This window comes from Peribacillus sedimenti, assembly GCF_046237635.1.
GTDB lineage: Bacteria > Bacillota > Bacilli > Bacillales > DSM-1321 > Peribacillus > Peribacillus sedimenti.
Genome location: NZ_CP143547.1, coordinates 1,919,714 through 1,945,270 on the forward strand (window position 1 = coordinate 1,919,714; position 25,557 = coordinate 1,945,270).

General features: G+C 42.9%; 27 protein-coding genes. 22 read left to right on the forward strand and 5 right to left on the reverse strand.

The features are described 5' to 3' along the window. Positions 1-260 precede the first annotated feature (260 nt). The 4 genes from V1500_RS09440 (at position 261) to V1500_RS09455 (ending at position 2,034) form a co-directional block, all read left to right on the forward strand. A complete protein-coding gene (locus V1500_RS09440; RefSeq protein WP_409305305.1) occupies positions 261-731 on the forward strand; it encodes a YlbD family protein in 471 nt (156 codons plus the stop codon). A gap of 29 nt (positions 732-760) precedes the next feature. Then, positions 761-1,006, forward strand: a complete 246-nt coding sequence (locus tag V1500_RS09445) for a YlbE-like family protein (RefSeq protein ID WP_409305306.1) — start codon at positions 761-763, stop codon at positions 1,004-1,006. 93 nt (positions 1,007-1,099) lie between these two features. Further along, entirely contained in the window at positions 1,100-1,525 is a 426-nt protein-coding gene (locus V1500_RS09450) for a hypothetical protein (RefSeq protein WP_409305307.1), read from the forward strand. Between the two features lie 62 nt (positions 1,526-1,587). After that, positions 1,588-2,034 (forward strand): YlbF family regulator, encoded by a 447-nt coding sequence (locus tag V1500_RS09455; RefSeq protein WP_409305958.1) that lies wholly within the window; start codon positions 1,588-1,590, stop codon positions 2,032-2,034. A gap of 99 nt (positions 2,035-2,133) precedes the next feature. Here V1500_RS09455 and V1500_RS09460 read toward each other — a convergent pair whose 3' ends face one another. Beyond that, positions 2,134-2,460, reverse strand: a complete 327-nt coding sequence (locus tag V1500_RS09460; RefSeq protein WP_409305308.1) for a hypothetical protein — start codon at positions 2,458-2,460, stop codon at positions 2,134-2,136. 174 nt (positions 2,461-2,634) lie between these two features. Here V1500_RS09460 and V1500_RS09465 point away from each other — a divergent pair, with 174 nt between their 5' ends. Continuing rightward, complete coding sequence (locus V1500_RS09465; protein WP_409305309.1) at positions 2,635-2,910, forward strand: YlbG family protein; 276 nt, start codon at positions 2,635-2,637, stop codon at positions 2,908-2,910. A gap of 67 nt (positions 2,911-2,977) precedes the next feature. Here the strand turns inward: V1500_RS09465 and V1500_RS09470 are convergent, their stop codons facing one another. Further along, positions 2,978-3,367, reverse strand: coding sequence for a methylthioribose kinase (locus tag V1500_RS09470; RefSeq protein ID WP_409305310.1), 390 nt, complete (start codon positions 3,365-3,367; stop codon positions 2,978-2,980). 663 nt (positions 3,368-4,030) lie between these two features. On the opposite strand from V1500_RS09470, the gene rsmD reads away from it, so the two are divergent. Then, positions 4,031-4,597: a 16S rRNA (guanine(966)-N(2))-methyltransferase RsmD gene (gene rsmD / locus V1500_RS09475; RefSeq protein ID WP_409305311.1), complete on the forward strand. Its 567-nt coding sequence runs from the start codon at positions 4,031-4,033 to the stop codon at positions 4,595-4,597. 12 nt (positions 4,598-4,609) lie between these two features. Continuing rightward, positions 4,610-5,104, forward strand: a complete 495-nt coding sequence (coaD, locus tag V1500_RS09480) for a pantetheine-phosphate adenylyltransferase (RefSeq protein WP_409305312.1) — start codon at positions 4,610-4,612, stop codon at positions 5,102-5,104. A gap of 102 nt (positions 5,105-5,206) precedes the next feature. On the opposite strand, the gene ylbJ is transcribed toward coaD, so the two are convergent. Next, positions 5,207-6,418: a sporulation integral membrane protein YlbJ gene (gene ylbJ, locus V1500_RS09485; protein WP_409305313.1), complete on the reverse strand. Its 1,212-nt coding sequence runs from the start codon at positions 6,416-6,418 to the stop codon at positions 5,207-5,209. A 436-nt stretch (positions 6,419-6,854) separates the two neighbouring features. Here ylbJ and V1500_RS09490 point away from each other — a divergent pair, with 436 nt between their 5' ends. Together V1500_RS09490 and V1500_RS09495 are read left to right on the forward strand one after the other, a co-directional pair. Further along, the gene (locus V1500_RS09490; RefSeq protein ID WP_409305959.1) at positions 6,855-7,652 is read left to right on the forward strand and encodes a patatin-like phospholipase family protein; all 798 of its coding nucleotides are present in this window, start codon (positions 6,855-6,857) and stop codon (positions 7,650-7,652) included. After that, positions 7,642-8,664, forward strand: coding sequence for a SepM family pheromone-processing serine protease (locus V1500_RS09495; RefSeq protein WP_409305314.1), 1,023 nt, complete (start codon positions 7,642-7,644; stop codon positions 8,662-8,664). Before V1500_RS09490 ends, V1500_RS09495 begins: the two co-directional genes overlap by 11 nt. A 64-nt stretch (positions 8,665-8,728) precedes the next feature. Here V1500_RS09495 and V1500_RS09500 read toward each other — a convergent pair whose 3' ends face one another. Further along, positions 8,729-9,940, reverse strand: a complete 1,212-nt coding sequence (locus tag V1500_RS09500) for a nucleotidyltransferase (protein WP_409305315.1) — start codon at positions 9,938-9,940, stop codon at positions 8,729-8,731. Between the two features lie 235 nt (positions 9,941-10,175). Here V1500_RS09500 and V1500_RS09505 point away from each other — a divergent pair, with 235 nt between their 5' ends. The 4 genes from V1500_RS09505 to V1500_RS09520 all read left to right on the forward strand — a co-directional run bounded on the left by V1500_RS09505 (position 10,176) and on the right by V1500_RS09520 (position 12,809). Then, on the forward strand, positions 10,176-10,697 hold the full coding sequence (locus V1500_RS09505; protein WP_409305316.1) for a YceD family protein: 522 nt from the start codon (positions 10,176-10,178) through the stop codon (positions 10,695-10,697). 51 nt (positions 10,698-10,748) lie between these two features. Further along, positions 10,749-10,922, forward strand: a complete 174-nt coding sequence (rpmF, locus tag V1500_RS09510; RefSeq protein WP_409305317.1) for a 50S ribosomal protein L32 — start codon at positions 10,749-10,751, stop codon at positions 10,920-10,922. Between the two features lie 278 nt (positions 10,923-11,200). Then, positions 11,201-11,986, forward strand: a complete 786-nt coding sequence (locus tag V1500_RS09515; RefSeq protein WP_409305318.1) for an enoyl-CoA hydratase/isomerase family protein — start codon at positions 11,201-11,203, stop codon at positions 11,984-11,986. Positions 11,987-12,140: 154 nt separating this feature from the next. Then, positions 12,141-12,809: an RsfA family transcriptional regulator gene (locus V1500_RS09520; RefSeq protein WP_409305319.1), complete on the forward strand. Its 669-nt coding sequence runs from the start codon at positions 12,141-12,143 to the stop codon at positions 12,807-12,809. 186 nt (positions 12,810-12,995) lie between these two features. Here the strand turns inward: V1500_RS09520 and V1500_RS09525 are convergent, their stop codons facing one another. Then, on the reverse strand, positions 12,996-13,484 hold the full coding sequence (locus tag V1500_RS09525) for an N-acetyltransferase (protein ID WP_409305320.1): 489 nt from the start codon (positions 13,482-13,484) through the stop codon (positions 12,996-12,998). A 255-nt stretch (positions 13,485-13,739) separates the two neighbouring features. Here V1500_RS09525 and V1500_RS09530 point away from each other — a divergent pair, with 255 nt between their 5' ends. The 9 genes from V1500_RS09530 to V1500_RS09570 all read left to right on the forward strand — a co-directional run bounded on the left by V1500_RS09530 (position 13,740) and on the right by V1500_RS09570 (position 25,550). Beyond that, positions 13,740-14,624, forward strand: a complete 885-nt coding sequence (locus tag V1500_RS09530) for a 2-dehydropantoate 2-reductase (RefSeq protein WP_409305321.1) — start codon at positions 13,740-13,742, stop codon at positions 14,622-14,624. Positions 14,625-14,627: 3 nt separating this feature from the next. After that, a complete protein-coding gene (locus tag V1500_RS09535; protein ID WP_409305322.1) occupies positions 14,628-15,020 on the forward strand; it encodes a DUF3397 domain-containing protein in 393 nt (130 codons plus the stop codon). 116 nt (positions 15,021-15,136) lie between these two features. Further along, positions 15,137-16,765 (forward strand): bacillithiol biosynthesis cysteine-adding enzyme BshC, encoded by a 1,629-nt coding sequence (bshC, locus tag V1500_RS09540; RefSeq protein WP_409305323.1) that lies wholly within the window; start codon positions 15,137-15,139, stop codon positions 16,763-16,765. A 535-nt stretch (positions 16,766-17,300) separates the two neighbouring features. After that, a complete protein-coding gene (gene mraZ / locus V1500_RS09545) occupies positions 17,301-17,732 on the forward strand; it encodes a division/cell wall cluster transcriptional repressor MraZ (RefSeq protein WP_409305324.1) in 432 nt (143 codons plus the stop codon). 53 nt (positions 17,733-17,785) lie between these two features. Beyond that, complete coding sequence (gene rsmH, locus V1500_RS09550) at positions 17,786-18,718, forward strand: 16S rRNA (cytosine(1402)-N(4))-methyltransferase RsmH (RefSeq protein ID WP_409305325.1); 933 nt, start codon at positions 17,786-17,788, stop codon at positions 18,716-18,718. A gap of 41 nt (positions 18,719-18,759) precedes the next feature. Then, on the forward strand, positions 18,760-19,116 hold the full coding sequence (ftsL, locus tag V1500_RS09555) for a cell division protein FtsL (protein ID WP_409305326.1): 357 nt from the start codon (positions 18,760-18,762) through the stop codon (positions 19,114-19,116). Further along, positions 19,116-21,305, forward strand: a complete 2,190-nt coding sequence (locus V1500_RS09560; RefSeq protein ID WP_409305327.1) for a penicillin-binding protein — start codon at positions 19,116-19,118, stop codon at positions 21,303-21,305. Before ftsL ends, V1500_RS09560 begins: the two co-directional genes overlap by 1 nt. A gap of 578 nt (positions 21,306-21,883) precedes the next feature. Beyond that, on the forward strand, positions 21,884-23,809 hold the full coding sequence (locus V1500_RS09565; RefSeq protein ID WP_409305328.1) for a stage V sporulation protein D: 1,926 nt from the start codon (positions 21,884-21,886) through the stop codon (positions 23,807-23,809). A 268-nt stretch (positions 23,810-24,077) separates the two neighbouring features. Continuing rightward, on the forward strand, positions 24,078-25,550 hold the full coding sequence (locus V1500_RS09570; RefSeq protein WP_409305329.1) for a UDP-N-acetylmuramoyl-L-alanyl-D-glutamate--2,6-diaminopimelate ligase: 1,473 nt from the start codon (positions 24,078-24,080) through the stop codon (positions 25,548-25,550). Positions 25,551-25,557: the final 7 nt, after the last annotated feature.

The window sequence follows — 25,557 nt, forward strand, 5'->3', positions numbered from 1 at the left end:
AACAGGGACCGTGCTCAGTAAGATGTTCAAAACCAAAAATAAAGTCATTGACCTGGGAAAGAACCTTCTAAAAATAAATGGTCATCCTTAACAGAGCAGCCATCAAACTTCAAAGATATGCATATAATGTCTGTACAATCGAACAGTATCCTGACACGGAAACGCTTAATGGCAGGCAGTTACGGCTGCAGAGCCATTCACATATACCCATTTCCATGCATATTCTTTAAGCAGGCGTATGTCTTGTTGGGGAGGGTAAGATGATGCCAGAAAATAAAATGGATTCATCGGTTGATGAATTTCGCGAGTTTATCAAGGAGCATCCGAAACTGAGGCAGGAGGTGAAAGACGGAAAGTATACGTGGAAAGAACTGTATCAGGAGTGGTATCTGCTTGGGGAGGATAACGAACAATGGCATCCATACAAAAAGAATACGGATGAAATTTCTAATAAAGAAACTAAAGCAGTGGAAGTAAAAGAAGTGGAAAATCGGGAAAATTCCAAGCCAGATAAGGAAGACGCCGATAAGAGCGACCTTATAGCCTTGCTTATGAATTATATGAAAAATATGGATATTAATCAGCTCCAAAAATACATCGCAAATGCGAATCAGGCGCTTGCCGCGATCCAGAGCCTTCTAACTTCGCTAAAGGGAGGAGAAGGGGCATCGCAGGAGCATGTCAGACCGGAACCAGTTAAATCTGATCCTTTTGTGTTTAGGAAGGACTGATTCTTAATTATAGAAGGGAGACTGATGTTTTGCGGCAGGATATCTTAGTGCAAATTCAGGCTGATCCTGATTTAAAGAATTTTATTCGCATGCAGCCGCAATGGTACAGATATTTAATGAGACATCCTCATCAGCTGGATAAAATGCAAACAGAAGCTGCCTATTTCCTGAAAAAATCCATTCCCCACAGAATTTCCAACCTATCAAATGGTGTTCAGATGGCGTGGATGATGCTTAACATGTATCAAGCGATGAATTCGAATTCGCAAAGCTAACGGCTGGCAGATTATGCTCAGCCGTTATTTGTTATTTTTTGTGTAATTGGATTGAAATAGGAAACCCTATTTAAAAAAAGGGGGTTTTTGAAGATGAAACAAATGAGCCTCATTTTGTTCTTATTATTGATCACTTCTGCATGTAACCATGATATTCCCGAACCCGAAAACAAAATCGAAAATAAAACACAGGTTGAAAAAAAGGATGTGGAAGCCGCTGGGCCTGTTAGTGCCACGGGAGCGGAGCCATTTATCGTAAAGTATAATCAGAAGGGTGACTCTCTATTTATTGAATGCTTATTAAAGGATTACACGTTTTCTGATGCACCTGGCAAACCTCAGGTGTTTGTATCCATGTACATGGATGGAAGAAAATTGGGGGATTACCAAACAGCTGCGTTCATAGTAAAGGAAATTCCAGAAGGAACGCATAAGGTGAAGTTGATGGTAAAGGATCCCGATGGTCATACTGAAGGGCTTAGCAGAGAATTTACTGTATACATAGATTCATTATTATAGGCAAAACAAATAGCGTTATTTACAGCAGAATGGTAAAATGGGTGGTGGAGGTGAGCTTATCCATGCTTGCTACTATGGAAAGAGTAAGTATTTTGCAAAATGCCGATGAGTTGGCAGAGATGATTTTACATTCAGAGATTGGCGAAAATTATCTAATCTCATTATATAAAATGCGCAGTGACCGGGAAGCGCAGCAAAAAATAAGCCGTTTTGTTTCTTTGAAGGATATGTATGAAGAAGTTCAGAGATTTGGAAAATACCATCCCGACTATAAAAGAATCAATCTGGAAACCCGGGAAGCGAAACGCGCTATGGACATGCATCCAACCATAGCAGAATTTAAGAGAGCCGAAACGGAGCTTCAGGGAATACTCGATGAGATCAGCATGAAAATTGGAAAAGCTGTATCTGAATACATCAAGGTACCTACAGGCAACCCATTCTTTGAATCTTCCTCAAGCTGTGGCGGAAGCTGCGGAACTGGCGGAAGCTGCAGCTGTTCTGCTTAATATCGACTTAACAATCTAATTTAAGGGACTGATTCTAATGACTTGAATCAGTCCTTTTTCATTTGGCCATTTGTTGTTTTGAGAGTTAGGCCTCTCGATTTATTCAGAATGAAACCTGATGCAATCTGGGCATAGATTCCCGCAGCAGAACATTTTTCTCTGAGGAACATAGAATCGGTGGCGAAAGACGTATATCCGAGCAGGGTCCTCCCTTACAAAGGTCGTTTCACTATGCAGCTGTTTTCCTCTCATAGCTTTACCTGCTGACTGCTTGATAATTTTTTCAATCATCCCAAGATTGACGTTCCCCGAATATGTTATGTAGAGAAATGGTATGCCGGCAATCTTTTTATAATCAGCCGTTTCCACATAGGGTTCACTGACAAGCAGGCTTATAAATTTTGACCAGATTACATCGAGATCCAAAAGTAACCCTCCCATTGTAAGAATTCTTTGCTTCTTTCTATATCAAATGGTACTACGAAACAGAACCAGGTATACGGTTTGTGGTTGATACAATCGTTTTGGCTGTGCTAAACTAATTGATAATAGCCAATTTTTGAAAGCATATCTTATTCATATAAAAGGAGCTATCCAATCATGTTTGGAGCAAGGCAGGGAATCATCGTATATTTGCATACATTAAAGCAGGCTAAGATGCTTCGGAAATTCGGAAATATCCATTATGTCTCTAAGAAACTAAAATACGTTGTCATCTATGCAAATATGGAAGATGTAGAAGCCATTTCTGATAAACTAAGAAGTTATTCATTCGTAAAGAAAGTAGAACTTTCCTATAAACCATTTGTCAAAATGGAATACGAAAACTCAAAGCCTGATAAGGCCAAAGAGTATGATTATAAAATGGGTATATAAAACGGGCCTTTCTCCCTGTATAGGAGGGCCCGTTTTTTTATGTATGCGTCCGCACTGATGCTTGCTGTCAGCTGAGAGGGGGAAGGTATCTATTCATGCGCAATATCCCGATTATATGATTGTAGTAGAGGGTAGTTTCCGGAAATATGTCGGAAGGCTTTACATCAAATTCTATAATATTCTTATCCAGCTCTTCCGCAAGCACCTTGAACATATCGAATCTTTTGTTAGGTGTAAAATGCGGATTGGGAATCCCCTCTCTGCATATGTACAATGGCTGGAAATTGCCCGGGTCTGTCGGCTGTAGGATGATAATCAGGGAAGTGCGTTCCTGGCCATTTATTTTTGTATGCAAGGCCATCAGCCTTGCGACCCTATGTTTATTCGCCCTGCCGATTTCGATCAGCTCATAAATATCGGAATAACCTTCACCTAGTTCGATAAACCGCTGGATCACTTTTATCTCTCCTTACCATAACGTTTTCCATCATACTTTATCATGTAAACCTGATTATTAGAAGTTAAAGCCTCTTTTTATATTGGACAAAGCAACAAAGCAGGATGTTCTCCGTGGACTTTTACCTAGTAACATGCTGGGAATTACTCTGAAATACTACAAGTATGCGGCAATGTTAATTTCTTTTTGTTTAACTGTTTACACATTAGCAAAACAGGAGAGTTTTGGAGCATTTTGCTGCTTCCCTTTCACATTGGTGATATTCATGACCCAAATGTCCCGTAAGTTGATTCTAAACAGGAAAACAAGCGTCCAATAAAAAAAGCCCTGCAGGTCATCGTCTGCAGGGTCCTTCTATTTCCTTCAATTGAAGGTTCAGAAGGCAAAGGGAGAGGAGAAACCGGAGGAAGATCTTATGGGGAAACGTAAGTCTTCTCCGCGGTTGGCAACAACACCTACGATAGTGATGTTGTTACTTACATTATGACCATTATTATCCTTATTATTCAAAAACGTGCAGGTTTATTTTAGCAAGAAAAAAATGTTGAAAAAAGATGGAGGCCATGTCGAAGGTGGTTTATTCATTTAAGGTTGGCTGGCAACATTAAATATGTTAGGATAATTACGATGTGGAAATTTGTCAAGTAAATGTGGTGAACATATATGAGAGTGGTTTCTGGAACGTGCAAAGGAAGACCGCTGAAATCAGTACCGGGCGCAGGCACCCGGCCTACTACTGATAAAGTTAAGGAAGCGCTTTTTAATATCATCGGCCCATACTTTGAAGGAGGGACGGTTCTTGACCTGTTTGCGGGAAGCGGCGGCCTTGGAATCGAAGCTCTTAGCCGCGGAATCGACCATGCCATATTCGTCGATAAAGAATACAAAGCTGTCCAAACCGTAAAGGCCAATCTTGATGCATGCGGTTTTACAGATCGGGCCGAAGTATATCGGAATGATTCGGAACGGGCTTTAAAGGCTATTATCAAGAGAGAATTAAGATTCAGCCTAATCATGCTCGATCCGCCATACAAAAAGCAGAAGCTCGTCAAATTGCTTGAAGAAATACATAAGGAAAACCTATTGGAGGAATCCGGCATCATTGTCTGTGAACACGGGAGTGACATCCATCTGCCAGACGTCGTAGGCGGACTTGTGAGGTATCGGCAGGAAACATACGGGATCATTGCAATCTCCATTTATAAGATGGATAAGGCTGAAGCTGAATAGAGGTGTATTGATATGGCTAGAATAGCCGTTTGTCCAGGAAGTTTCGATCCAATTACATTTGGTCATCTGGATATTATTCAAAGAGGAGCCAAGGTCTTTGATGAGGTTTACGTCACGGTGCTGAATAACTCATCGAAGAATTCATTATTTACGGTCGACGAACGGGTCAGTTTGATTAAGCAGGTCACGATGCATATACCGAATGTAAAGGTGGATTCTTTTCAGGGATTGCTTGCGGATTATGCCGAATCTGTTAATGCATCCGCCATTATAAGAGGGCTAAGGGCTGTATCGGATTTTGAATATGAAATGCAGATTACATCCATGAACAGGCTCCTGAACGAAAAGGTAGAGACTTTTTTCATCATGACCAATAACCAGTATTCATTCCTGAGTTCCAGTATTGTGAAGGAAGTCGCCAAATATGGCGGCAACATCTCCGAATTGGTGCCGGAAAAGGTCAGGGAAGCACTGCTGGGCAAGTTCACAAACAATAAGCAGGTATAGGTTTTTGCTTTCTGAAATAGACTACAGATAATTTTCGGACATGCTTTAGCCCGGAAGAAGTTACAATAAAAAATAAGGAGCCTTCATTTACAGGGAGGCTCCTTATTTTTTATTATTTAGATGCTTTGCATAAATGATGATATAAACTATTAAAGAAAATAATGTGATCAAAGGCCCCCAATCATTCAGCCATTCATACAGCGTTATATTCCAGCCAGCTGCATCCCTTGCAAAGACAGGCTGAGCGTCCAGGGGCATGTCAATGTTCTCCATGCCATCGTATACAGTCAGCCAAAGAATATAGGTAATCGTCGCTGAAAGAAATCCCTGCAAGATCCTTGCGATAAAGAACGGAAAAAAGCGTATATCCGTTTCGGCAAGGATACTCGCTACCTGTGCCTGTACACTTAAACCGCTGAATGCAAGAATGAAGGATGTCAGCACAGCCTGCTGCATTAATGGAACTCCCTGTACCTGGCTCGTCATTTGTGACCCCAAAGTGATTTCAAAGATACCGGAAATAAAGGGAAGGCTGAGAGATTCCGGGAATTGGATGATCGACAAAATAGATTCTATAAGCCTGGCGAGCACTGTGGTAATATTCATATGGAAAAGAAGTTTATTAACTACTGAAAATAAGATGATGAAACCGCCAATCATGAGCAAGGTCTGTATGGAGGAAAGAACGGCATCTCCCAATAGTTTTCCGATCGGTCTTTTTTCTTTCAGCCTTGTACGGTGCATTTCGGCCAGGGCCATTTTTAACGATACAGGATCCCTCTTTTGCTTTTTGGCATCCGACTTGCCATGAAAACGCATGATCAACCCTACGCAAATATTACTTAAATAATGTGACAGCGCGAGGATCACTCCAAGGTTCTTGTTATGAAAAAATCCCCATGATACGGCACCGAAAATAAATAAAGGATTTGAACAATTGGTGAAAGATACCAGTCTTTCCGCTTCGATTTGTGAAATTTGTCCTTCTTGACGTATTCTGGCAGTCAATTTAGCACCTGAAGGAAATCCGGATGCCAGCCCCATGGCCCATACAAACCCGCCTGCACCAGGTACCTTGAAGAGCGGACGCATTAGCGGTTCCAGCAAGACTCCCAGGAACCTGACTACTCCAAATCCAATCATCATTTCAGATATGATAAAAAAAGGAAGAAGAGACGGGAAAACAATTTCCCACCACATATTCAATCCGCGGATGGATGCTTCAAAGGATTGCTCAGGATATGATATAAGCGCGCCTGCCAAGACAGTTACAGAAAAGGCAAGAACAATAGATTTCACTTTGGATTTAAACAACTGTATTGCCTCCTCCTCATTCTACAAGCCCCTGAACGGCAAAGCCTTATGCAAATAGCAAGATGCCCATTATTGTTTCATGCCTGCACATTATAATCAGCCAGTTTTTTTATGGAAGCCCACTTATTCAATATTTTCTTTAGTTGATGTAAATACAAAGAATCCAGGGGAATTTATTCTTAAGTTAGGAAAATCTTAATTGGCAAGGAACAAACTTTCAATGTTGAAATAAGAAAAAGTAAAATTACTACGGCTAATATATGTTCTTGATAACGGCCAATTCATGCTTCATCCAGTCATTTGCAATCACCTGAATGGTTTCCGCGGCCTTGTCCTGCTATACCACAATATGCTCATACATTTCGCTTTTAGACCATAAGTTTATAGGAGAACATGAATCATGAATAGGACTGCTTATTTAAAAGGAGGATTTCTTTTGCAGGAGCCAAAAATAGGCCTGGCGCTAGGTTCGGGAGGAGCCAGGGGGTTTGCCCACCTCGGCGTGATCAAGGTTTTAAGGCAGGAAGGAATCTCGATTGATATGATTGCCGGGAGCAGCATGGGAGCGCTGGTAGGGGCCTTTTATGGAGCAGGGTTGGATGTAGAAAGGCTCTATAAGTTATCGTCTGTGTTTAAAAGGAAGTATTATCTTGACTTCACAGTACCCAAGATGGGATTCATTTCCGGCAAGCGAGTCAAAGATCTAATACGGGTATTCACTTATGGCAGAAAGCTGGAGGAACTGGATATTCCGGTTGCTGTCGTCGCAACAGATATAAAAAATGGGGAGAAAGTGATTTTTCGGGACGGCCCCATCTCTGATGCAGTCAGGGCAAGCATCTCGATTCCAGGAATTTTCGTGCCGGAAAAGGTAGGGGGAAGGCTTTTGGTTGATGGCGGGGTGGTTGACCGGGTGCCAGTGTCTGTCGTTAAGGATATGGGAGCTGACATTGTCATTGCTGTCGATGTAGCCCAGCTGAAACAGGACCAGGAAATTACCTCAATTTATGATGTGATCATGCAAAGTATCGATATCATGCAAATGGAGCTGATTGCAGCCAGGGAAATAGCATCTGACATCATGCTGCGTCCCAGTGTTGCTAATTTCAATTCAAAATCATTTACAAATATCAGTGAAATAATTACTATTGGTGAGGAAGAAGCTAAAAATAAAATGAGTCAGATCAAAAAATGTATCGTGAATTGGAAGGAGTCCCATATAGATGAGACGTAGAGCTTACTGGCGCTCTTTCCTTATAGCTGTAATCCTGTTAGCGGCTTCGTCCTTTTATTATCTGCCGTATTATGTAACGAAACCGGGTATGGCCAAGGAGCTTGAACCGATTGTAGATGTGGAGGGCGGCGACAAAGCCGAAGGCAGCTTTATGTTGACGACTGTAAGGATGGGCAGAGCAAATATTTATTCCTATCTTCTTGCTAAATGGAATAAGTATATGGAGTTGTATCCCGAAGATATGATCCGGAACGAAGGAGAAACAGACCAACAGTATAATGTAAGGCAGCTCCACATGATGGATGACTCAAAGAATAGTGCCATTAAGGTAGCCTACGAAAAGGCGGGAAGACCGATATCATTCCAGTACCTGGGTGTTTATGTGCTGGGTGTCGTTGAAGGCATGCCGGCCTCAGGTGTCCTTCAGCAGGGCGACGAAATCGTTCAGGTGGACAACCTTGAGTTCAAATCTTCAAAGGAATTCATAGATTATGTAGGAGCAAAAAAGGCAGGGGATAAGATCAGATTAAAATATGTAAGGGATGAAAAGAAAAAGCAAGCTGTCCTGACGCTGAAGCAATTTAAGGACGACCCGTACAAAGTGGGTATAGGCATTTCCTTGGAGGATTATAAAAAGCCGAAAATGAAACCTGCTGTTTCCGTTAACAGCGAACAAATAGGCGGACCATCTGCTGGGTTGATGTTTACGCTGGAGATCTACAACCAGCTGACCGCCGGAGATATCACCAAGGGATATGACATCGCGGGAACAGGCACAATGTCTGAAGATGGCACTGTCGGACCGATCGGCGGGATCCAGCAAAAAATTGTGGCTGCAGATCGTTCAGGGGCTGAAATCTTTTTTGCGCCAAATGAGAATGGCAAAAAAAGTTCCAATTATCAGGATGCCATGATTGCGGCTCGTGATATCGAAACAAAGATGAAGATTGTTCCTGTAGATAACGTGGATGATGCACTCGAATATCTGAAGGGTCTTAAGGAGCATGAATAATAGAAAGCCGGCATCTCATTTGAATGCCGGCTTTCCATTATTTAATCTGTGCCGAAAACTTCCTTCAAGTCATAATGATGGGTGGTTCATATTCCCGTTTCATTAATGTAGTCCGAAAAGGTTCCTTCAATCCCATTGCATACACTTGTGAAGCGCGGATGTCAGGCTGTATGGATGGAGATTGGAAGGACGCCAATCTGGATACAAGAGGCAGTGTCAATTTTTTTTTCAAATCATTCAAGTACGTTCTCCCGTTTTGCGTCATTCCGAGAAGCCGTAAATAGGAAGGGCGGTCCTGGAGCGGCTGCAATTCATTGCCGGTGGAATTGGTCAAGATATGGACACACATTCTTTGGAGCCTTGTCCAAGTGTATCGTTTCGTTTTTAATGAAAGCATGTAGTCCTGGAAGGCTGCAGATTTTATGGCTGCCTCCTTCATCCGGTGATGGATGCCTTCTTCAATATCGTAAATTTGCTCCAGCTGCTCGGCACTTGCAGATAGCAGTATAAATTTGAGATATGGCCAGTACATTTCCCACCAATGAAGGGAGCCATTCTCCCGTTTGTAGGCAGCCAGTTCCTTGCTGGTTGACTCAGGCAGGAATCCTGAAACTGTAGACAGGTTTTCTCCCTGTTCCTGCAGAGCCTTTCTTATGCCTGTAGCACTGGCGATTGAACCTGCTTTTAATTCGGTCTCATGGTACCCCGCCTGTATCCGCTTAATCGTTAGGGGTGTAATCGAAAAATGATTCGATAATGCAGTATGTACATATTCCATCCCCAAGATATTGTTAGGCTTTGACAAATCCAGGACATCAAGCCCGCTGGAAATGGACTGGAATGCCAATGAGGCAGCTTTTGGATAGCTGTTCCCTTCATTCATGTAAGTCTGGATGGCGTAGTTGTATTCTACTTTATGCGTCTGCATGTATGCGTATGTCCTGATAAAAGGTTCGATCCTTCCATTTTCACTGCCAAAGCAGAAGGACTCACATCGGAGTTCTTCCAATATGGATACCGCTCCCCTGGCGAATATTTCTGCCTTCTGGGTTGCAAATGCATACGGCAGCTCAATAACGAGGTCCGCGCCAGCTTGGAGTGCCATAGCAGTTCGTGCCCATTTACTCACTAGGGCAGGTTCTCCGCGCTGCAGGAATGGACCGCTGATCACAGCGATGACTATATCTGCCTCGGCAGCTTTCCGGCTCTCCTGCAGGTGGTGCGCGTGGCCGTTATGAAATGGATTGTATTCAACTATTACTCCGACAGCCTTCATTGTCTGCCCTCCTGTCAAATTCTTTGTATTTTTTTCTGTACATGCTAAAATAAAATTTATCCCGGTTTCGAGCCCGTCTAAAATCGTGACTGGCCACTTGGAAATAGCCTTCATGACACGGCGGATTGCCAAGTATGAAATAGGTTATAATGACTACATTATAGTGTAAAGAAAAAATATTGACAAACGGTAGATTGAAAGCTATAATTACCTTTGTTGCCTTGAGGTGATTCATTTGAAATGGACAATTAGTCAACTTCAAAAATTTCGGGATAGAGATTTACAGATTGATGAAACCGTTGATGTTTCGGGAATTAAAGAGAGAGACAAGCAAATTCGTGATGTTTCTCCCATAAATGTGACCGGCCGTGCTGATATCAGTGCTGCAAAGGTGACCTTCCATTTACATCTTGCGGGACATTTCATTCTGCCTTGTTCCCGGACACTGGTAGATGTAAAATATCCGATTGATATTGACACGACTGAAACCTTTCTACTTAAAGCGGATCAATTCGACCAGGAAGATGATGATGTAACAGTAGTTAAAGGGGATGTTGTGGATCTTATACCGGTAATACAGGAAAATTTATTGCTTGAAATTCCAATGCAGGTTTTTTGTGAGGATGTTAGCACTGATGAGGCGGCTCCTCAATCGGGGAAAGACTGGGCGGTTGTTACAGAGGAAGAAAACAAGCGTAAGGTTGATCCGAGATTGGCAAAGCTTGCGAACTTTTTTGATGACAATAAGGAATCGTAATCAGAAATGGAAGCTCACAGCTTCTGACTTATTTTTAAGGAGGTGGGAATAATGGCTGTACCTTTTAGAAGAACGTCCAAAACTGCAAAAAGAAAGCGTCGTACACACTTCAAACTTCAAGTACCAGGTATGGTAGCATGCCCAAACTGCGGTGAAATGAAATTGGCACACCGTGTATGTAAAGAATGTGGAACATACAAAGGAAAAGAAGTTGTAAGCAAGTAATTTCTTTTATACTTAGAAAAGCACAGGGACTGCGGGTCCCTGTGCTTTTTTTCATTTGAGGGGAGGAAAAGCTCGCTTTTTGCAGAATTTTTGAATATGAATCTGTCTGAATGGTGCAAGTTTAACAGGAAATAACCGTTTGTAGAAAGGTGAAAGGAGTCTATTACGTAAAGTAATTACTGGGAAATTGGCATGCAGCCTGGGGTGACCAAGAGATTATTTAACATACATATGGCAGTATTGGGCTTTTTCACTGCTTAGATTCTGGTGTGGGTCTTATGGAAAGAGAAGGTGAGATTTTGGAAGAAATCGTAAAGTCAGAAAATAAAGAGGGCTGTTTGTTGATCACACTCAACCGGCCTGATAGAAGAAATGCCATCAATTATGACACGATGGACCGGCTGAAAGAATTGCTTGAGAAAGCAGCAGCTGATGATAGGGTCAAGGCCCTTGCGATTACAGGGGCAGGGAATCATGCATTTTGTTCAGGAGGGGATTTGAAGGAGTTTCAGAATCTAAAAACAGAGCAGGAAGCATATGGGATGCTTTCGAAGATGGGAATGGTTGTCTACCAATTGGCTACTTTTCCTAAACCTACAGTTGCGGTGCTAAACGGAACTGCAATAGGCGGGGGATGTGAAATTGCGGCTGCATGTGATTTCAGGCTCGCTTACAGCCAGGCAAAGATCGGTTTCATCCAGGGCAATCTCGGGATCACGACCGGCTGGGGAGGAGCATCCATCCTTCTGGAGAAAATGCCATACCAGACAGCAATGAGGTTGCTCCTTTCAGCGCAAAAAATGACGGCCGAAGAAGCCAAGTCGGCAGGGTTTGTTGACGCGATCATAGATTCGTTCCCGGAAGGTTTGAATCAGTTTATCCAATCATTTTTGGATAAGGAAGCGCAAGTTCTTTCTGCATACAAATCGGCAGCGGTACGAAAATGGGTGAATAATAATCTTCAGGAAAGAATAAACAAGGAAATCAGGGAGTGTGCACGCCTATGGGCAACGGATTCACATGAGCAAGCGGTCCAGCGCTTCATCCAGAAAGCAGGGAAATGATTTCTTCCACCTATAGCATCCCATGTCTCTCTATTTGTCCTATGAAATGCGGCGATGGCGTTAGGAAAAATTATTTGTTCAAAGGTCTAGCTTCCCAGTCTATCTTTTCTAGCAAGTGCATATTATGAATTAAAACTTGCTTGGAGGTATAAATATGTCAATTGCCAGACAGGATGCATGGACCCAGGATGAGGATTTGCTATTGGCTGAATTGGTTTTGCGTCATATTCGTGAAGGCAGCACACAGCTAAGGGCTTTTGAAGAAGTAGGCAGAAGGCTTACCAGAACTCCAGCAGCGTGCGGATTTAGATGGAATTCTTTTGTCAGGAAGCAATATAAATCAGGAATTGAACTGGCGAAAAAACAAAGAAAAGAAAATAAGAAGGCCTCAGGCGAAGAATTCGATTTTGAGCCTGCAGAATCATACTATATAGAAGACTCCGATTTAAACATAGAGGAAACCGCGGCAGATGAAGGTGAAAACCTTAAAGACGATCAAGCTGCTGCCGCTCAAGTTTCATCTGTGACCATGGAAGAGGTCATACAATACTTAAAAAACCTTGATGAATTATCCAGAATGTTTGGCAGAGAGAGGGATAAGCTTTTAATTGATTATGAAATCATTAAAAGAGAAAATGCAAGGCTCCTCGAAGAAAACTCCCGTCTAAAGGAATCATTGCAGAATGTAGAAAGTGACTATCATGGCCTCTTGCAAATCATGGACCGGGCACGTAAGCTAGTAGTTCACGAGGAAGACTCCAAGAATCATAAGGTCAAGTTTCAAATGGATAAGAACGGTAATCTGGAAAGAGTGAAAAAGTGAAAGAAGGGTGTGCACCCAAGCGTGCACCCCCTTCATTGTTTATAGGTGCTTTTAAATGCTTGTTGTTATTATAGATAAAAAAGCTTGAAATGAGTCCTCCCTTTCGTGAGGTGCTTTTCGATATTGTAAGTTCAAGCCCTCAAGAAACGGGTGAGTCTTTTATTCAACAATGAGGTTTCAGTGTATTCATGAGGTATGGATGTTCGGAAGGTTTACCTTTGGATCTTTAGGGTTCCATATTAAAGGGTTTTCCCCAAGGTCACGTTCCATATTATATTCTACTGCCTTGAAGCCCATCTTGTACCAGAAAGCGTGGGATTGGACGCGCGGATTAGTTTTTATAGGAAGACCAAAACTTTTTGCAAAATCCACCAGGGCCCTGCCATATCCCTTTTTCTGATGGTCTGGGAGAACCTCTAATTTCCAAAGCTCCAGGAAGTCCTGGCGGGGTTCGAAATAACGGTCAAACTTTGCTTTTCTTTCGTACAGGCTCATTCTTGCTACAAGCTTATCCCCGAAATAAATCCCGTAGAACGGAGATTCGCTGTCATTTTCAATGATGTTTGCTTGCAGGTCTTCCAGCATGGATAGTTCCTGGAGGCCGTATTCCCTGAATTTTTTGAACTCCTCCAAAGTTTGATAATTAACAAGCAATCTTTCCACTTTGTATTCCATGGTTAATCCTCCTTTACAGCAGTATAACTGTTCTTGAAAAGTGAGTATTCTCACTTTTCATTATATAATAATTCATCAGCAAATTCTGATGGAAAACTCTTTTAAAACAACATATTTTTTGGAAGTTTATATGAGTTCAAGCGCTCCGTCAGCGCTTATATCAAATGAATTAAACAATATTTTACATGAAGTATTATTTAAACGTATGAAAATCTTTGTTAGAATAAAGTAATTACAGACATAGAAGAGGTAGCTATGAATATTGGAATCATTGGCGGCGGGGCAGTAGGTATGCTTTTTGCCGGTTTTTTGAGTGATAGGCATGAAGTTACATTATATACACGAACGAAAGAACAGGCATCAGCTATAAATGGGAAGGGCCTGCAAATTTTGCGCGGGCATCATAAGAAAAAAAAGAATGTAAAGGCTGTACATATTCAGGAAAGAATTGAAGAAGAAGATTTATTGATTGTGGCTGTTAAACAATACGATCTGGGCAGCGCTCTTTCATACATTCAAACAAATAAATCTCCCTTATTATTTGTGCAAAACGGGTTTGCGCATGTAGAACGGGTCAGCAGGCTCCATAATGAATATATCTATTTAGGAGTGGTGGAGCACGGTGCCAGACGACATGATCTTCATACAGTGGAACATACAGGAACCGGACTAACCAAGATTGCTGCATACAGGGGATCCATCGATAAACTTGATTTTCTTATGGAACACAGCGAGGAGTTTCCTTTTTCATTCCTGGAGGATTATCATAAAATGCTGATAGAAAAGCTTGTTGTCAATGCAGTAATCAATCCATTGACAGCAATATTGGGTGTGAAGAACGGAGATCTGCTGAGCAACCCTTATTTTCATGAGCTTTTTCAGAGGCTATTTAATGAAATCGCTATTATTCTTGAGCTTGAACCAGCTTCTCTATATCAAGAGCATATAGAACATGTGTGCAGGGCAACCTCAAACAATCAATCTTCCATGCTTAAGGATCTTGAACGCGGCAAACAAACAGAAATAGATTCAATATTGGGATACATTCTCTCAGCAGCACGAACAGAAGGGAAACCGCATCAGCTGACACATACATTATATACGATGGTGAAGGGCCGGGAAAAACGGGGGGAGGATTGAAAAGTGGGTACCATTTTTTCAGGCGTTGCTGCAACATTCATTACAGTGCCGATAGCAGCCTATATCCTATTATTTATAGCGGCGAAAGTGCTGACTAAGAATCATAGACGGTCTGTACGTCTTTCGATGGATATTAGCACAATTTTTTTTATCTTGTCCGTATATTATTTAATTCACGCCATTTGGGGTCATTTTCTGATATGGGTAATCCTGCTGGTTATGATCGCTATTGCCGCAACCGTTGTCATTGTTCATTACAAAATAAAGCAGGAAATAGACATTCGGCGTGTTTTAAAAGGCTTTTGGAGACTAAATTTTGCTTTCTTCCTTTGCGCATATTTTGTACTTCTCTTTATTGGGATGGTATGGAGGCTCACCAATGTTTTGACAGTCTGATTTGATAGCCGCGCTCATGTTAAAAGGTACTTTAACCTCCGCCGGGCAACATTTTTTGTTTTCTTCACACACAATGATATACTCAGATTGAAATAGCTGAGAAAGGGAGTACATAAATGGAGATTAAAGATCTCGAGATACCATCTTTAAATCAGTTCGCTTCAGATTATTCTCAGGGGAACCTTGAAGCGGAGGATTATTTTCATTATAGCTTGTCAGATCCTGACCTTTTTCAGAAGAGATACAGCGATTTAATGACTCGTTCTTTTATGCGTGCTGAATTGGCAGATTACATATATGGTTACATGGCTAAGTTTACTCTTAGTGATAAAGTATTAACGAATATAAAAGACCTTCAGAAGGAAGACTCTGTAGTTGTGATAGGCGGACAGCAGGCAGGGTTGCTTTCCGGGCCTTTATATACCATACACAAGGTAATTTCAATCATAAAATTGGCTAAACAACAGGAAAAGGCACTGAACAAAAAAGTTATCCCTGTTTTCTGGATAGCTGGTGAGGACCACGATTTAGCTGAGGTGAACCATGTTTATGCGTTGAAAGGGGAAAAGCCTGAAAAGGTGGCGTTCCCCTTATACCATCCATTTAAAACGATGGTAAGCGACCTGGCTTTAGACCCTGAATCGGCAGTAAAATGGATAGAGGAGATCATGGAAACCTACGGTGAGACGGATTTCACCCAGGAGCTGCTGGATAAGTCCAAATCCTTCCTGAGAAAGGGAGGATCTTTTGTTGACTTTTTTGCATCCCTCATAAATGATTGGTTCGCCGAATACGGATTATTGCTGCTTGATGCGGCAGATCCAAAACTTCGGAAAATCGAATCCGGCTACTTTTTAAAGCTGATCGATCAAGCCGGCCCTATAACGGAAGCCGTTCTGGAACAGCAGGCCTTCATGAGGGAGAAAGGCTATAAAAGGATCATTGAAATGGAAAGTGATGCAGCCAATATATTCTATTGTGATCCCGAGAAAAATGAGCGGATTCTTCTGCAGCAATCTGCATCCAATTTCAAAGGAAAAGACGGCATACCTGCGTTTTCAAAATCGGAATTGCTTGCCATTGCCGACCGGTCTCCTGAAAGGCTGAGCAATAATGTGGTGACGCGCCCAATCATGCAGGAAATGCTTTTTCCTGTCCTGGCCTTTATTTCAGGGCCTGGAGAAATCGCATACTGGGCGGAATTAAAGCGAGCGTTTGAGCTTTTTGATATCAAAATGCCTCCGATCATCCCCAGATTGAACATTTCCATCCTGGAAAGAGGGATTGCGACCGATATAGAAGAAACAGGAGTCGGACTCATTGAGGTTTTGACTGCCGGAACAGCTGAAGCGGAGAAGAGATACTTGGAGGAAGTAAAGGATGACACAGTGGAAAGCCTTTTTGCGCAAACACGGGCCAACCTTGAAGAAAATCACCTGAAATTCTCTTCTAAGGCTGGAGAATTCGATAAGGGATTGCAGCCGTTGCTTGAAAAGAACAGAAAAATATTGCTGGGGCAGCTGGATTTTGCCCATTCACGATTCATCAAGAGCACCCGGGAAAGGCATTCCATTGTACTTGAGAAATATAATCGGATTGAAACATCATTGCACCCACTTGGCTCCCCGCAGGAACGAATTTGGACTGTCTTTTATTACCTGAACAAGTACGGCCCGGATTTCATTGCAGATCTAATGCAGCTCGATTATGAATTTAACAACAAGCATAAGGTAATATATATATAGGAAGAATGTAGTCAGGCATGGGAACGATTCCCATGTCTTTTTTATTGGATAAGTATGTATAATTTCTTCACTAGACTGATGTCTATTAATTAACGTGCACGATGAAAAAGTGCCGACGTCCCTAGGCCCCAAACGCTTTAGGTCAGCCAACCTTGCCAGGCCTCACACTAAGTGGGGTCAGTCAGCGTTGCCAGGCCTCACACTAAGTGGGGTCAGTCAGCGTTGCCAGGCCCCGCACGAAGTGGGGTCAGTCAGCTTTGCCAGGCCTCACAGGAAGTGAGGTCAGTCAGCGTTGCCACAGGACGTGGCGCCCTTAGCTGACCTTCCACATGTTGCGCTTTATTGGCCAAAGGACCCATATGCAAGCAGGTTGAACCAAGTGCCCTTCAGCGGTACAAAACCTATAAGTATCAGGCGTTGCCAATGCTTATTAAATAAATTTATCATTGCCATATCATTTATATAACAAAACAAAAATTTTGTGGTGAAAAGTGGGGGATTGTGGTACATTTGAAATAGAAAGTGGGGTAGTGGCATGTTCATGGGTGAATTCCATCATAACATTGATAGTAAAGGCCGAATTATCGTACCCGCAAAATTCCGGGACAGCCTTGGAGACGAATTCGTATTGACACGAGGTCTTGATCAATGTTTATTTGGATACCCGATGGATGAGTGGAGGCAGCTGGAAGAGAAATTGAAAGCTCTGCCTTTGACCAAAAAAGATGCCCGTGCATTTACCCGATTTTTCTTTTCTGGTGCTACAGAATGTGAATTGGACAAGCAGGGGAGAATTAATATTCCTGCGCCTCTCACCTCTTACGCAGCATTGGAAAAAGAATGTGTTATTCTCGGAGTTTCCAATCGAATAGAGATTTGGAGCAAGTCCCTTTGGGAAGACTATTTCTCAACATCAGAAGATTCTTTCGCTGAAATTGCCGAAAATATGATTGGCTTTGATATTTAAGCATTGGATGCGAAAGGTATGGCATCACAAAACGATTGGAAGGATTTGTTTGCATGTTTCAGCATACGACTGTGTTATTAAAAGAAACTGTTGATGGATTAAATATTAAGCCGGATGGCATATATGTGGATTGCACCCTTGGAGGGGCAGGACATAGTGAATATCTATTATCCAAGCTATCGGAGGAAGGAAGGTTATACGCCTTTGACCAGGATGTAACAGCCATTCGCCATGCAGAAGAAAAATTAAGCAAATACGGAAACCGTGTCACCCTAATCCAAAATAATTTCAAACATATAAAGGAAGAATTGGAGATTCGCGGAATACATAAGGTAGACGGAATCCTATATGATTTAGGTGTTTCGTCCCCGCAGCTTGACACGCCGGAAAGAGGGTTCAGCTATCAGCACGATGCACCCCTTGATATGAGAATGGACCAAGATGCCGGCATTTCAGCCTTTGATGTGGTGAATAACTGGTCTTTCCAGGAATTAACCAAGATTTTCTATCAATATGGTGAAGAAAAGTTTTCAAAGCAAATTGCCAGGAAGATTGAAGCTGCAAGGGAGAAGAAACCAATAGAGACCACCTATGAATTAGTGGAGCTGATCAAGGAAGGAATCCCCGCACCTGCAAGAAGGACAGGCGGACACCCCGCCAAGAGAGTATTCCAGGCCATTAGAATTGCTGTCAACGATGAACTTGGGGTATTTGAGGACTCCTTGCATCAGGCTATCTCATTGCTTAATCCAGAAGGAAGAATATCTGTCATCACGTTCCATTCTTTAGAAGATAGAATGTGCAAAACGGTTTTTAAAAAATACAGTGACTTGCCGAACCTGCCGCCAGGACTTCCGGTCATACCAGACGAATTTAAACCTACTTTAAAGCTAATTACAAGAAAACCGATTGTTGCCAGTGAAGAAGAATTGGAAGGGAATAATCGCTCTAGATCAGCAAAATTGAGGATAGCTGAAAAAATATAAAAAATATAAAAATATAAAAAGAATTTTAGGGGGGAACTTCAGTGAGCTCTATTGCCAAACGTTTACAGGAACAGCAGGAAGCTGTCAAGCAGGAGACCGTCCAGACTACCGTCATGGTTCGAAAAGGTAAGATTACGTTCGGGGAACTCGTATTATTGTGTGTCATTGCGCTAATGGTCACAGCATTCAGTATCAAGATTGTTTCAAATCAATCGGCCATTTATGAAACAAACAAGGAAATCCAGAAGGTCGAAGCGTCTATTGACAACCAAACAAAGGTGAACAACGATCTTAGCGTTCAAGTCAGTGAACTTAGCACATATGAGAGAATATGGAAAAAAGCTGCGGAACTAGGACTAATGCTCAATGAAAATAACGTTAAGGTTGTGCAGGAATAATGCAGAAGAAGAAAAATATGAAGTCAGGAGCAGCGATATTATTTCTAATATTCGGCCTGCTCTTTTTTGTCTTAATTGGCCGCTTCTTTTATATTCAGGTATCAGGAAAAGCTGGCGGCGAGGTGCTTGCTGCGAGACTGGACAATAAATATCAAAAACAGCGGGTCCTTGAAGCGAACCGCGGCAGCATTCTTGATAGAAAGGGCGAGGTCATTGCAGAAGACACCTCTTCCTACTCGCTGGTTGCGATTTTGTCCAAAACTGTCACAACAAATCCCAAAAAACCCAATCATGTGGTAGATCCGGAAAAGACCGCCGAAAAGTTGGCCAAGTATCTGGATATGGACGAAGAGGATATCTATAAAAGGCTGACCAAAAAAGGTGCTTTCCAGGTGGAATTCGGAACAGCGGGAAGGGATTTGTCCCACGAAGTAAAACAGAAGATTGAAGAACTGAAGCTGCCTGGGCTAAAGTTTGATCGTGATACAAAGAGGTTCTATCCTAATGGAATCTTTGCCTCTCATTTGATTGGCTATGTAGAAAAGGATGGAAGCCAGACAGTAGGCAAGCTTGGGCTGGAAAGATATTTGAACAGCTACTTAAAAGAGACGGACGGCCTTTTGAAATACGATAGTGATTCTTGGGGGCTATTGCTTCCAAATACAAAAGAAAAAGTCAAACCACAGAAAAATGGAAACGATGTAATGCTTTCCCTGGATAAAAAAATACAGACCTTCCTTGAGGACTCTGTCAGCAAGGTACAGGAAAAATATGATCCAGAAGAAATCATTGCCATTGTCTCCAATCCAAAAACCGGTGAAATACTTGCAATGGCACAGCGGCCGACATTCCATCCGCAAACCAAGGAAGGCCTGACGAACACCTGGCATAACCTGGCTGTGGAAGAAAGCTTTGAACCGGGATCGACAATGAAGATTTTTACACTGGCAGCGGCGGTACAGGAGGGGAAATTTGATCCTAATGCCACCTATGTGACGGGGACATATCCTGTTGTCGGCACAAAGCCGGTAAAGGATCACAGTGGAATCGAACCTGGAAAGACAGTTACATTTCTCGAAGGCGTGCAGATGTCTTCCAATGTAGCCTTTGCGACACTTGCGATGAACCGCATCGGAGCGGACCGTTTTAGAGAATATTTAACCAGCTTTGGCTTTGAAAAGAAGACAGGCATTGACCTGCCTAATGAAGTTGTGGGTAAAATCCAATATAAATATCAGCGGGATAAAGTTTCTACCTCTTTCGGCCAAGGGAGTGCCATTACACCAATCCAGCAGATTCAAGCTGTCTCTGCGGTCGCGAATAATGGGAAAATGATGCGTCCGTATGTGGTAAGAGAAATACGGGATGCGAATACACACAAGCTGATCAAGGAAACAAAACCGCTGGTGGCCGGGCAGCCGATTTCTGCAGAGACCGCCAAAAAAGTCCGCGAGTATCTTGGAACGGTCATTACGGCGGAGCATGGAACGGGCAAAAAATATAAGATTGATGGCTATGAGGTGGCCGGAAAAACAGGGACCGCGCAAATAGCAGGGCCAGGCGGTTTCTATCTGCCGGGAGCCAAAAACAATTATCTATATTCCTTTATGGGAATGGCGCCAAAGGATGACCCGCAGCTGGTCATATATGTCGCGGTAAAACAGCCAAAGCTATCCGCTACGGAAGTGGGGGCGGATCCGTTGTCTGAAATCTTTAACCCTGTCATGAAAAGCAGCCTCCAATATTTAGACATTAAGCCGACCAACTTAAAAACGAAAGAAGTTGAACAGGTTTCAGATTATAGAGGCGAAACTGTTCAGGCTGCCGTACAGGAGCTCAAAAACCTTGGCTATAAGTCAGTTGTGATTGGAAAAGGAAGCACTGTTGCTGACCAGTCCCCGAAAACGGGCAGTGTAATGATTGCGGGTGAGCGGGTTATCATTAAAACAGACGGCGATATGACAGCACCAGATATGTCTGGCTGGTCCCTTAGAGACGTGATGAAGGCAGCTACCCTGACAGGCCTTGACCTTAATACTGCGGGCAGCGGATATGTCACAAAGCAAAATCTAAAACCAGGTAAAGTAATAAAGCCTGGTGATTACTGCATAGTTGAATTAACCGAACCTGCAGAGATTGCAAAGCAACAAAACGAGCTGAAACAAAAAGAAGAAGAAGTACACGATTGAAATATGACAATTCGAAATGACGTTTAGCAATATCATTATCAAAAAAGACTACTGAGGCTCCGGGATCCACCGGAGCCTTGTTTGGTTTGGCCTTTATCAGGCTTGACCAATAAATTTGTGAAACTATATAGCAGTCTTTATAAAATAACGATAAAACTAAAGCCTGGAATTAATGTGTAGGCGGAAGATTAAATGGAGGTAGAATATAGTGTCATTGAAAGACAGGACCGGATCATGTAGCGATCATGATTCGGAACGTTAAACTAGGTGATTATAGAAAGCGAACACATAACTAACAATCAGATAGGAATATAGTTTAATAGCCGCATACCAACGAAATCTTAGTCCCATGACGTTTCTTTTTCTGTGAAACTGCGATGTTTTTTCTTACATATCAGGGAGGGCCCGACTAAGGGGGATTGCATTTGCTACTCTACAACCGCTTTAAATGCATTAAAAATTTATGTACCAGATGAGATGCATCAATTCATTCCATGATGCCGCCTCCATCTAGAGCCATGTTCTAGCAGCGGATGTACAAGCATATAGTAGAACATGCCTAAAATGGAGGTGTCTATTTGCGTGTATCTAACGTTACTGTAAGGAAAAGGCTGGCGGTTGCTCTTCTTGCAGGGTTACTTATATTTTTTGTGATTGATATCAGGCTTGGCATCGTCCAATTTTATTTTGGCAATAAATTGACCGGGCTTGCGAAAAATTCTTGGAGCAGGGATATTCCTTTCGAGCCAAAGCGAGGCGAGATTCAGGACAGAAATGGGGTCCCCCTTGCAACAAATAAATCCGCGCCAACCGTATATGTAATCCCAAGACAGATTGAAAACCCGGCGGAGGCAGCTGAAAAAATGGCAGGAATATTGGAGATGCCCAAAGAGGATCTATATAAGGAGCTAACAAAGAAGGAAATGAATGTCCGCCTGTCAAAAGGAAGGAAAATTTCCAATGAAAAGGCACAGCAAATAAGAGCCCTTGAATTAAAAGGGGTTTATATTGCCGAGGATTCGCTTAGGCATTATCCGTTTGGAGCATATCTTTCACATGTACTTGGATTTACCGGGATCGATAATCAAGGGCTTATGGGAATTGAGCTTCAGTATGATAAAGAACTAAAAGGAAAAAAAGGCTTTGTCCAATTTTATTCTGATGCCAAGGGAAAAAGGATGAAAAATATGGCAGATGAATACAAACCCCCTCAAAACGGGCTCGATTTGAATCTGACGATCGACAGCAGGATCCAGACCATCATAGAGCGTGAGCTTGATATTGCAGAGGCAACCTATAATCCGGACGGCATCATAGCCATAGCGATGAATCCCAATGATGGTGAAATACTTGCCATGTCCAGCAGGCCATCCTTCGATCCAGCGAACTTCAGGAATGTGCCGCCCGAAATATATAATAGGAACTTACCAGTTTGGAGTTCCTATGAGCCAGGTTCTACATTTAAGATCATCACATTGGCCGCGGCCCTCGAGGAAAAAAAGGTAGACTTGAAGAATGAGCATTTTTACGATTCTGGCCATGTTGAAGTAGCAGGTTCGACACTGCATTGCTGGAAGAGGGGAGGCCACGGGTCGCAAACCTTTCTGGAGGTAGTTGAAAATTCATGCAACCCTGGCTTTGTAGAGCTAGGGAACCGGCTTGGCAAAGAAAAGCTGTTTAGCTATATTCGCAATTTTGGATTTGGGCAGAAAACCGGCATAGACCTTCAGGGAGAAGGAACGGGCATCATGTTTAATATGGCTCGTGTCGGTCCTGTTGAGCAGGCAACAACAGCGTTTGGGCAGGGGCCATCAGTAACGCCGATCCAGCAGGTGGCAGCAGTTGCTGCAGCGGTGAATGGAGGAACCCTTTATACTCCTTATATAGCGAAGGAATTGATAGATCCGGAAACAGGAAAGGTTGTTATGAAAAAGTCTCCAAACCCCAAAAGGAAGGTGATCTCAGAGGAGACGTCGAAACAGGTACGCGAAGCCCTTGAATCGGTGGTTGCCAGGGGCAGCGGCGGCGGAGCCTTTGTAGAATCCTACCGGGTAGGCGGGAAGACAGGAACAGCCCAAAAGGCCCAGAATGGAAGATATCTTGAAAATAATCATATCGTTTCCTTTATCGGATTTGCACCTGCTGATAAACCTGAAATAGTCGTATATATCGCTGTTGACAATCCGAAGGGGACTGTCCAATTCGGGGGCGTGGTTTCCGCTCCAATCGTGGGAAAGATTATGGAGGATTCCTTGCGAACACTGAATGTAAAGCCTCGGGAAAACCAAATAGAGAAGAAGAAAAAGCTCTATACCGATCCCGTGATGGTTAAAGTCCCTGATTTGGTAGGGATGACTAAAAAAGACCTGCAAACCCAGCTAGACAAGTTAAAGCTGGATGTCGCAGGCACTGGGGATATAGTCATTAAGCAGGCTCCCGGACCAGGAGTAAAGGTGAAAGAAGGCTCAACTATACGAATTTTCCTTGGCGAAAAGCAAGAATAAGTATAAAATAATACATGGCACAAAAGCGGCTGGCGAAAATCAGCCGCTTTATTTACTGGGGAAAAGCAGCACCTCTATGACTTCCAGTAAGCTTCAATTTTTAATTTTGTATGTTGAATGGCAGCACCTGGGCTCTCGTCCATGCGCTCCCTCGCTATAGGTGAATAAAGCGCGCGGCCGAAAGCTTTCTAGACCTGCCGGGTGCTTCTCCTGTAATAAAGAGCTAAATAAAAATGCCTCAAGTTAGGCCTTGAGAGGAATGGAACAAATGAAGCTACAAACATTGCTTTCCTATCTGCACACATTATCCAAAGATTTCGGAAGCGATAATCCTGAAATTACATCAATCGAGCATGATAATCGAAAGGTGAAGAAAGGCAGCCTGTTTATCTGTATAAAAGGATATACAGTAGATGGCCATGATTTTGCCGAGGCCGCAGTTCAGAAGGGGGCAAGTGCCGTTATTGCAGAAAAGCCCCTGAATCTTGATGTGCCTGTAATCATTGTAAGGGACACACAACGGGCTATGTCGGTCCTTGCGGATGCCTTTTATGGCCATCCTACCCAAAAACTGCGCTTAATCGGGATTACCGGAACTAACGGTAAAACGACGACATCCCATCTTCTGGAAAAAATCTTCCATGATGCCAATCAGAGAACAGGACTTATTGGGACCATGTATACTAAAATAGGAGATACAATCTACGAAACGAAAAATACTACTCCTGATAGTGCCACTCTACAAAAGGCTTTTCACGAAATGGTAGAAAGCAAGGTTGACACAGCGATCATGGAGGTATCTTCGCACGCGCTAGAGCAGGGACGGGTACATGGATGTGATTATGATGTGGCCGTTTTTACAAATTTGACTCAGGATCATCTTGATTTTCACGGAACGATGGAGCGCTATAAGGTTGCAAAGTCGCTGTTTTTCTCGCAATTGGGGAACGCATATGTGGAAAATCGCCCTAAATTCGCTGTGCTGAATGCAGATGACGAAGCTTCAGAGGACTACATCAAATGGACGGCTGCGCATGTCATTACCTATGGCATCGATAATGAAGCGGATCTTATGGCCAAGGACATTCACATTTCATCCAAAGGTACGGAATTTTCCCTTGTGTCCACTGCATTTTCTCGGAAGGTTACTTTAAATCTTGTCGGAAAGTTCAGCGTGTATAACGTTCTGGCAGCCATATCCGCTGCTCTTTGCAGTGGCCTTGAACTGGAGAACATCCTATCTTCCATCGAAGCGGTGGAAGGAGTTTCAGGCCGGTTCGAGCTTGTAAATGCAGGCCAGGACTTCTCCGTCATCGTCGATTATGCCCATACGCCGGACAGCCTGGAAAACGTCTTGAAGACCATTGGGGAGTTTGCCAGAAAGAAGGTTTATGTCGTGGTCGGCTGCGGGGGTGACCGGGATAAAACCAAGAGGCCGATTATGGCGAAGATTGCGTGCGAATTCGCTACGAATCCTATCTTCACTTCCGATAATCCTAGATCTGAAGACCCTGCGGAAATTCTGAAGGATATGGAACGGGGTGTCACGCACAAAGAATACAAAGTGATCCAGGACAGGAAAGAAGCCATTGAATTTGCAGTGTCACAGGCAGAGGCGGGGGATGTGGTCTTGATAGCGGGCAAAGGACATGAGACATATCAGATTGTCGGTGACAATGTTCTTGATTTCGATGACCGCCTTGCTGCAAAAGAGGCCATCGCCAATAAACTATCTTTATAGTTATTTA

Coding starts and splice junctions, on each gene's coding strand:
- V1500_RS09440 (WP_409305305.1), top strand. CDS start 261: ATGATGCCAGAAAATAAAATGGATTCATCGGTTGATGAATTTCGCGAG.
- V1500_RS09450 (WP_409305307.1), top strand. CDS start 1,100: ATGAAACAAATGAGCCTCATTTTGTTCTTATTATTGATCACTTCTGCA.
- V1500_RS09455 (WP_409305958.1), top strand. CDS start 1,588: ATGCTTGCTACTATGGAAAGAGTAAGTATTTTGCAAAATGCCGATGAG.
- V1500_RS09465 (WP_409305309.1), top strand. CDS start 2,635: ATGTTTGGAGCAAGGCAGGGAATCATCGTATATTTGCATACATTAAAG.
- rsmD (WP_409305311.1), top strand. CDS start 4,031: ATGAGAGTGGTTTCTGGAACGTGCAAAGGAAGACCGCTGAAATCAGTA.
- coaD (WP_409305312.1), top strand. CDS start 4,610: ATGGCTAGAATAGCCGTTTGTCCAGGAAGTTTCGATCCAATTACATTT.
- V1500_RS09495 (WP_409305314.1), top strand. CDS start 7,642: ATGAGACGTAGAGCTTACTGGCGCTCTTTCCTTATAGCTGTAATCCTG.
- V1500_RS09500 (WP_409305315.1), bottom strand. CDS start 9,940: ATGAAGGCTGTCGGAGTAATAGTTGAATACAATCCATTTCATAACGGC.
- rpmF (WP_409305317.1), top strand. CDS start 10,749: ATGGCTGTACCTTTTAGAAGAACGTCCAAAACTGCAAAAAGAAAGCGT.
- V1500_RS09515 (WP_409305318.1), top strand. CDS start 11,201: ATGGAAAGAGAAGGTGAGATTTTGGAAGAAATCGTAAAGTCAGAAAAT.
- V1500_RS09520 (WP_409305319.1), top strand. CDS start 12,141: ATGTCAATTGCCAGACAGGATGCATGGACCCAGGATGAGGATTTGCTA.
- V1500_RS09525 (WP_409305320.1), bottom strand. CDS start 13,484: ATGGAATACAAAGTGGAAAGATTGCTTGTTAATTATCAAACTTTGGAG.
- V1500_RS09530 (WP_409305321.1), top strand. CDS start 13,740: ATGAATATTGGAATCATTGGCGGCGGGGCAGTAGGTATGCTTTTTGCC.
- bshC (WP_409305323.1), top strand. CDS start 15,137: ATGGAGATTAAAGATCTCGAGATACCATCTTTAAATCAGTTCGCTTCA.
- mraZ (WP_409305324.1), top strand. CDS start 17,301: ATGTTCATGGGTGAATTCCATCATAACATTGATAGTAAAGGCCGAATT.
- rsmH (WP_409305325.1), top strand. CDS start 17,786: ATGTTTCAGCATACGACTGTGTTATTAAAAGAAACTGTTGATGGATTA.
- V1500_RS09560 (WP_409305327.1), top strand. CDS start 19,116: ATGCAGAAGAAGAAAAATATGAAGTCAGGAGCAGCGATATTATTTCTA.
- V1500_RS09570 (WP_409305329.1), top strand. CDS start 24,078: ATGAAGCTACAAACATTGCTTTCCTATCTGCACACATTATCCAAAGAT.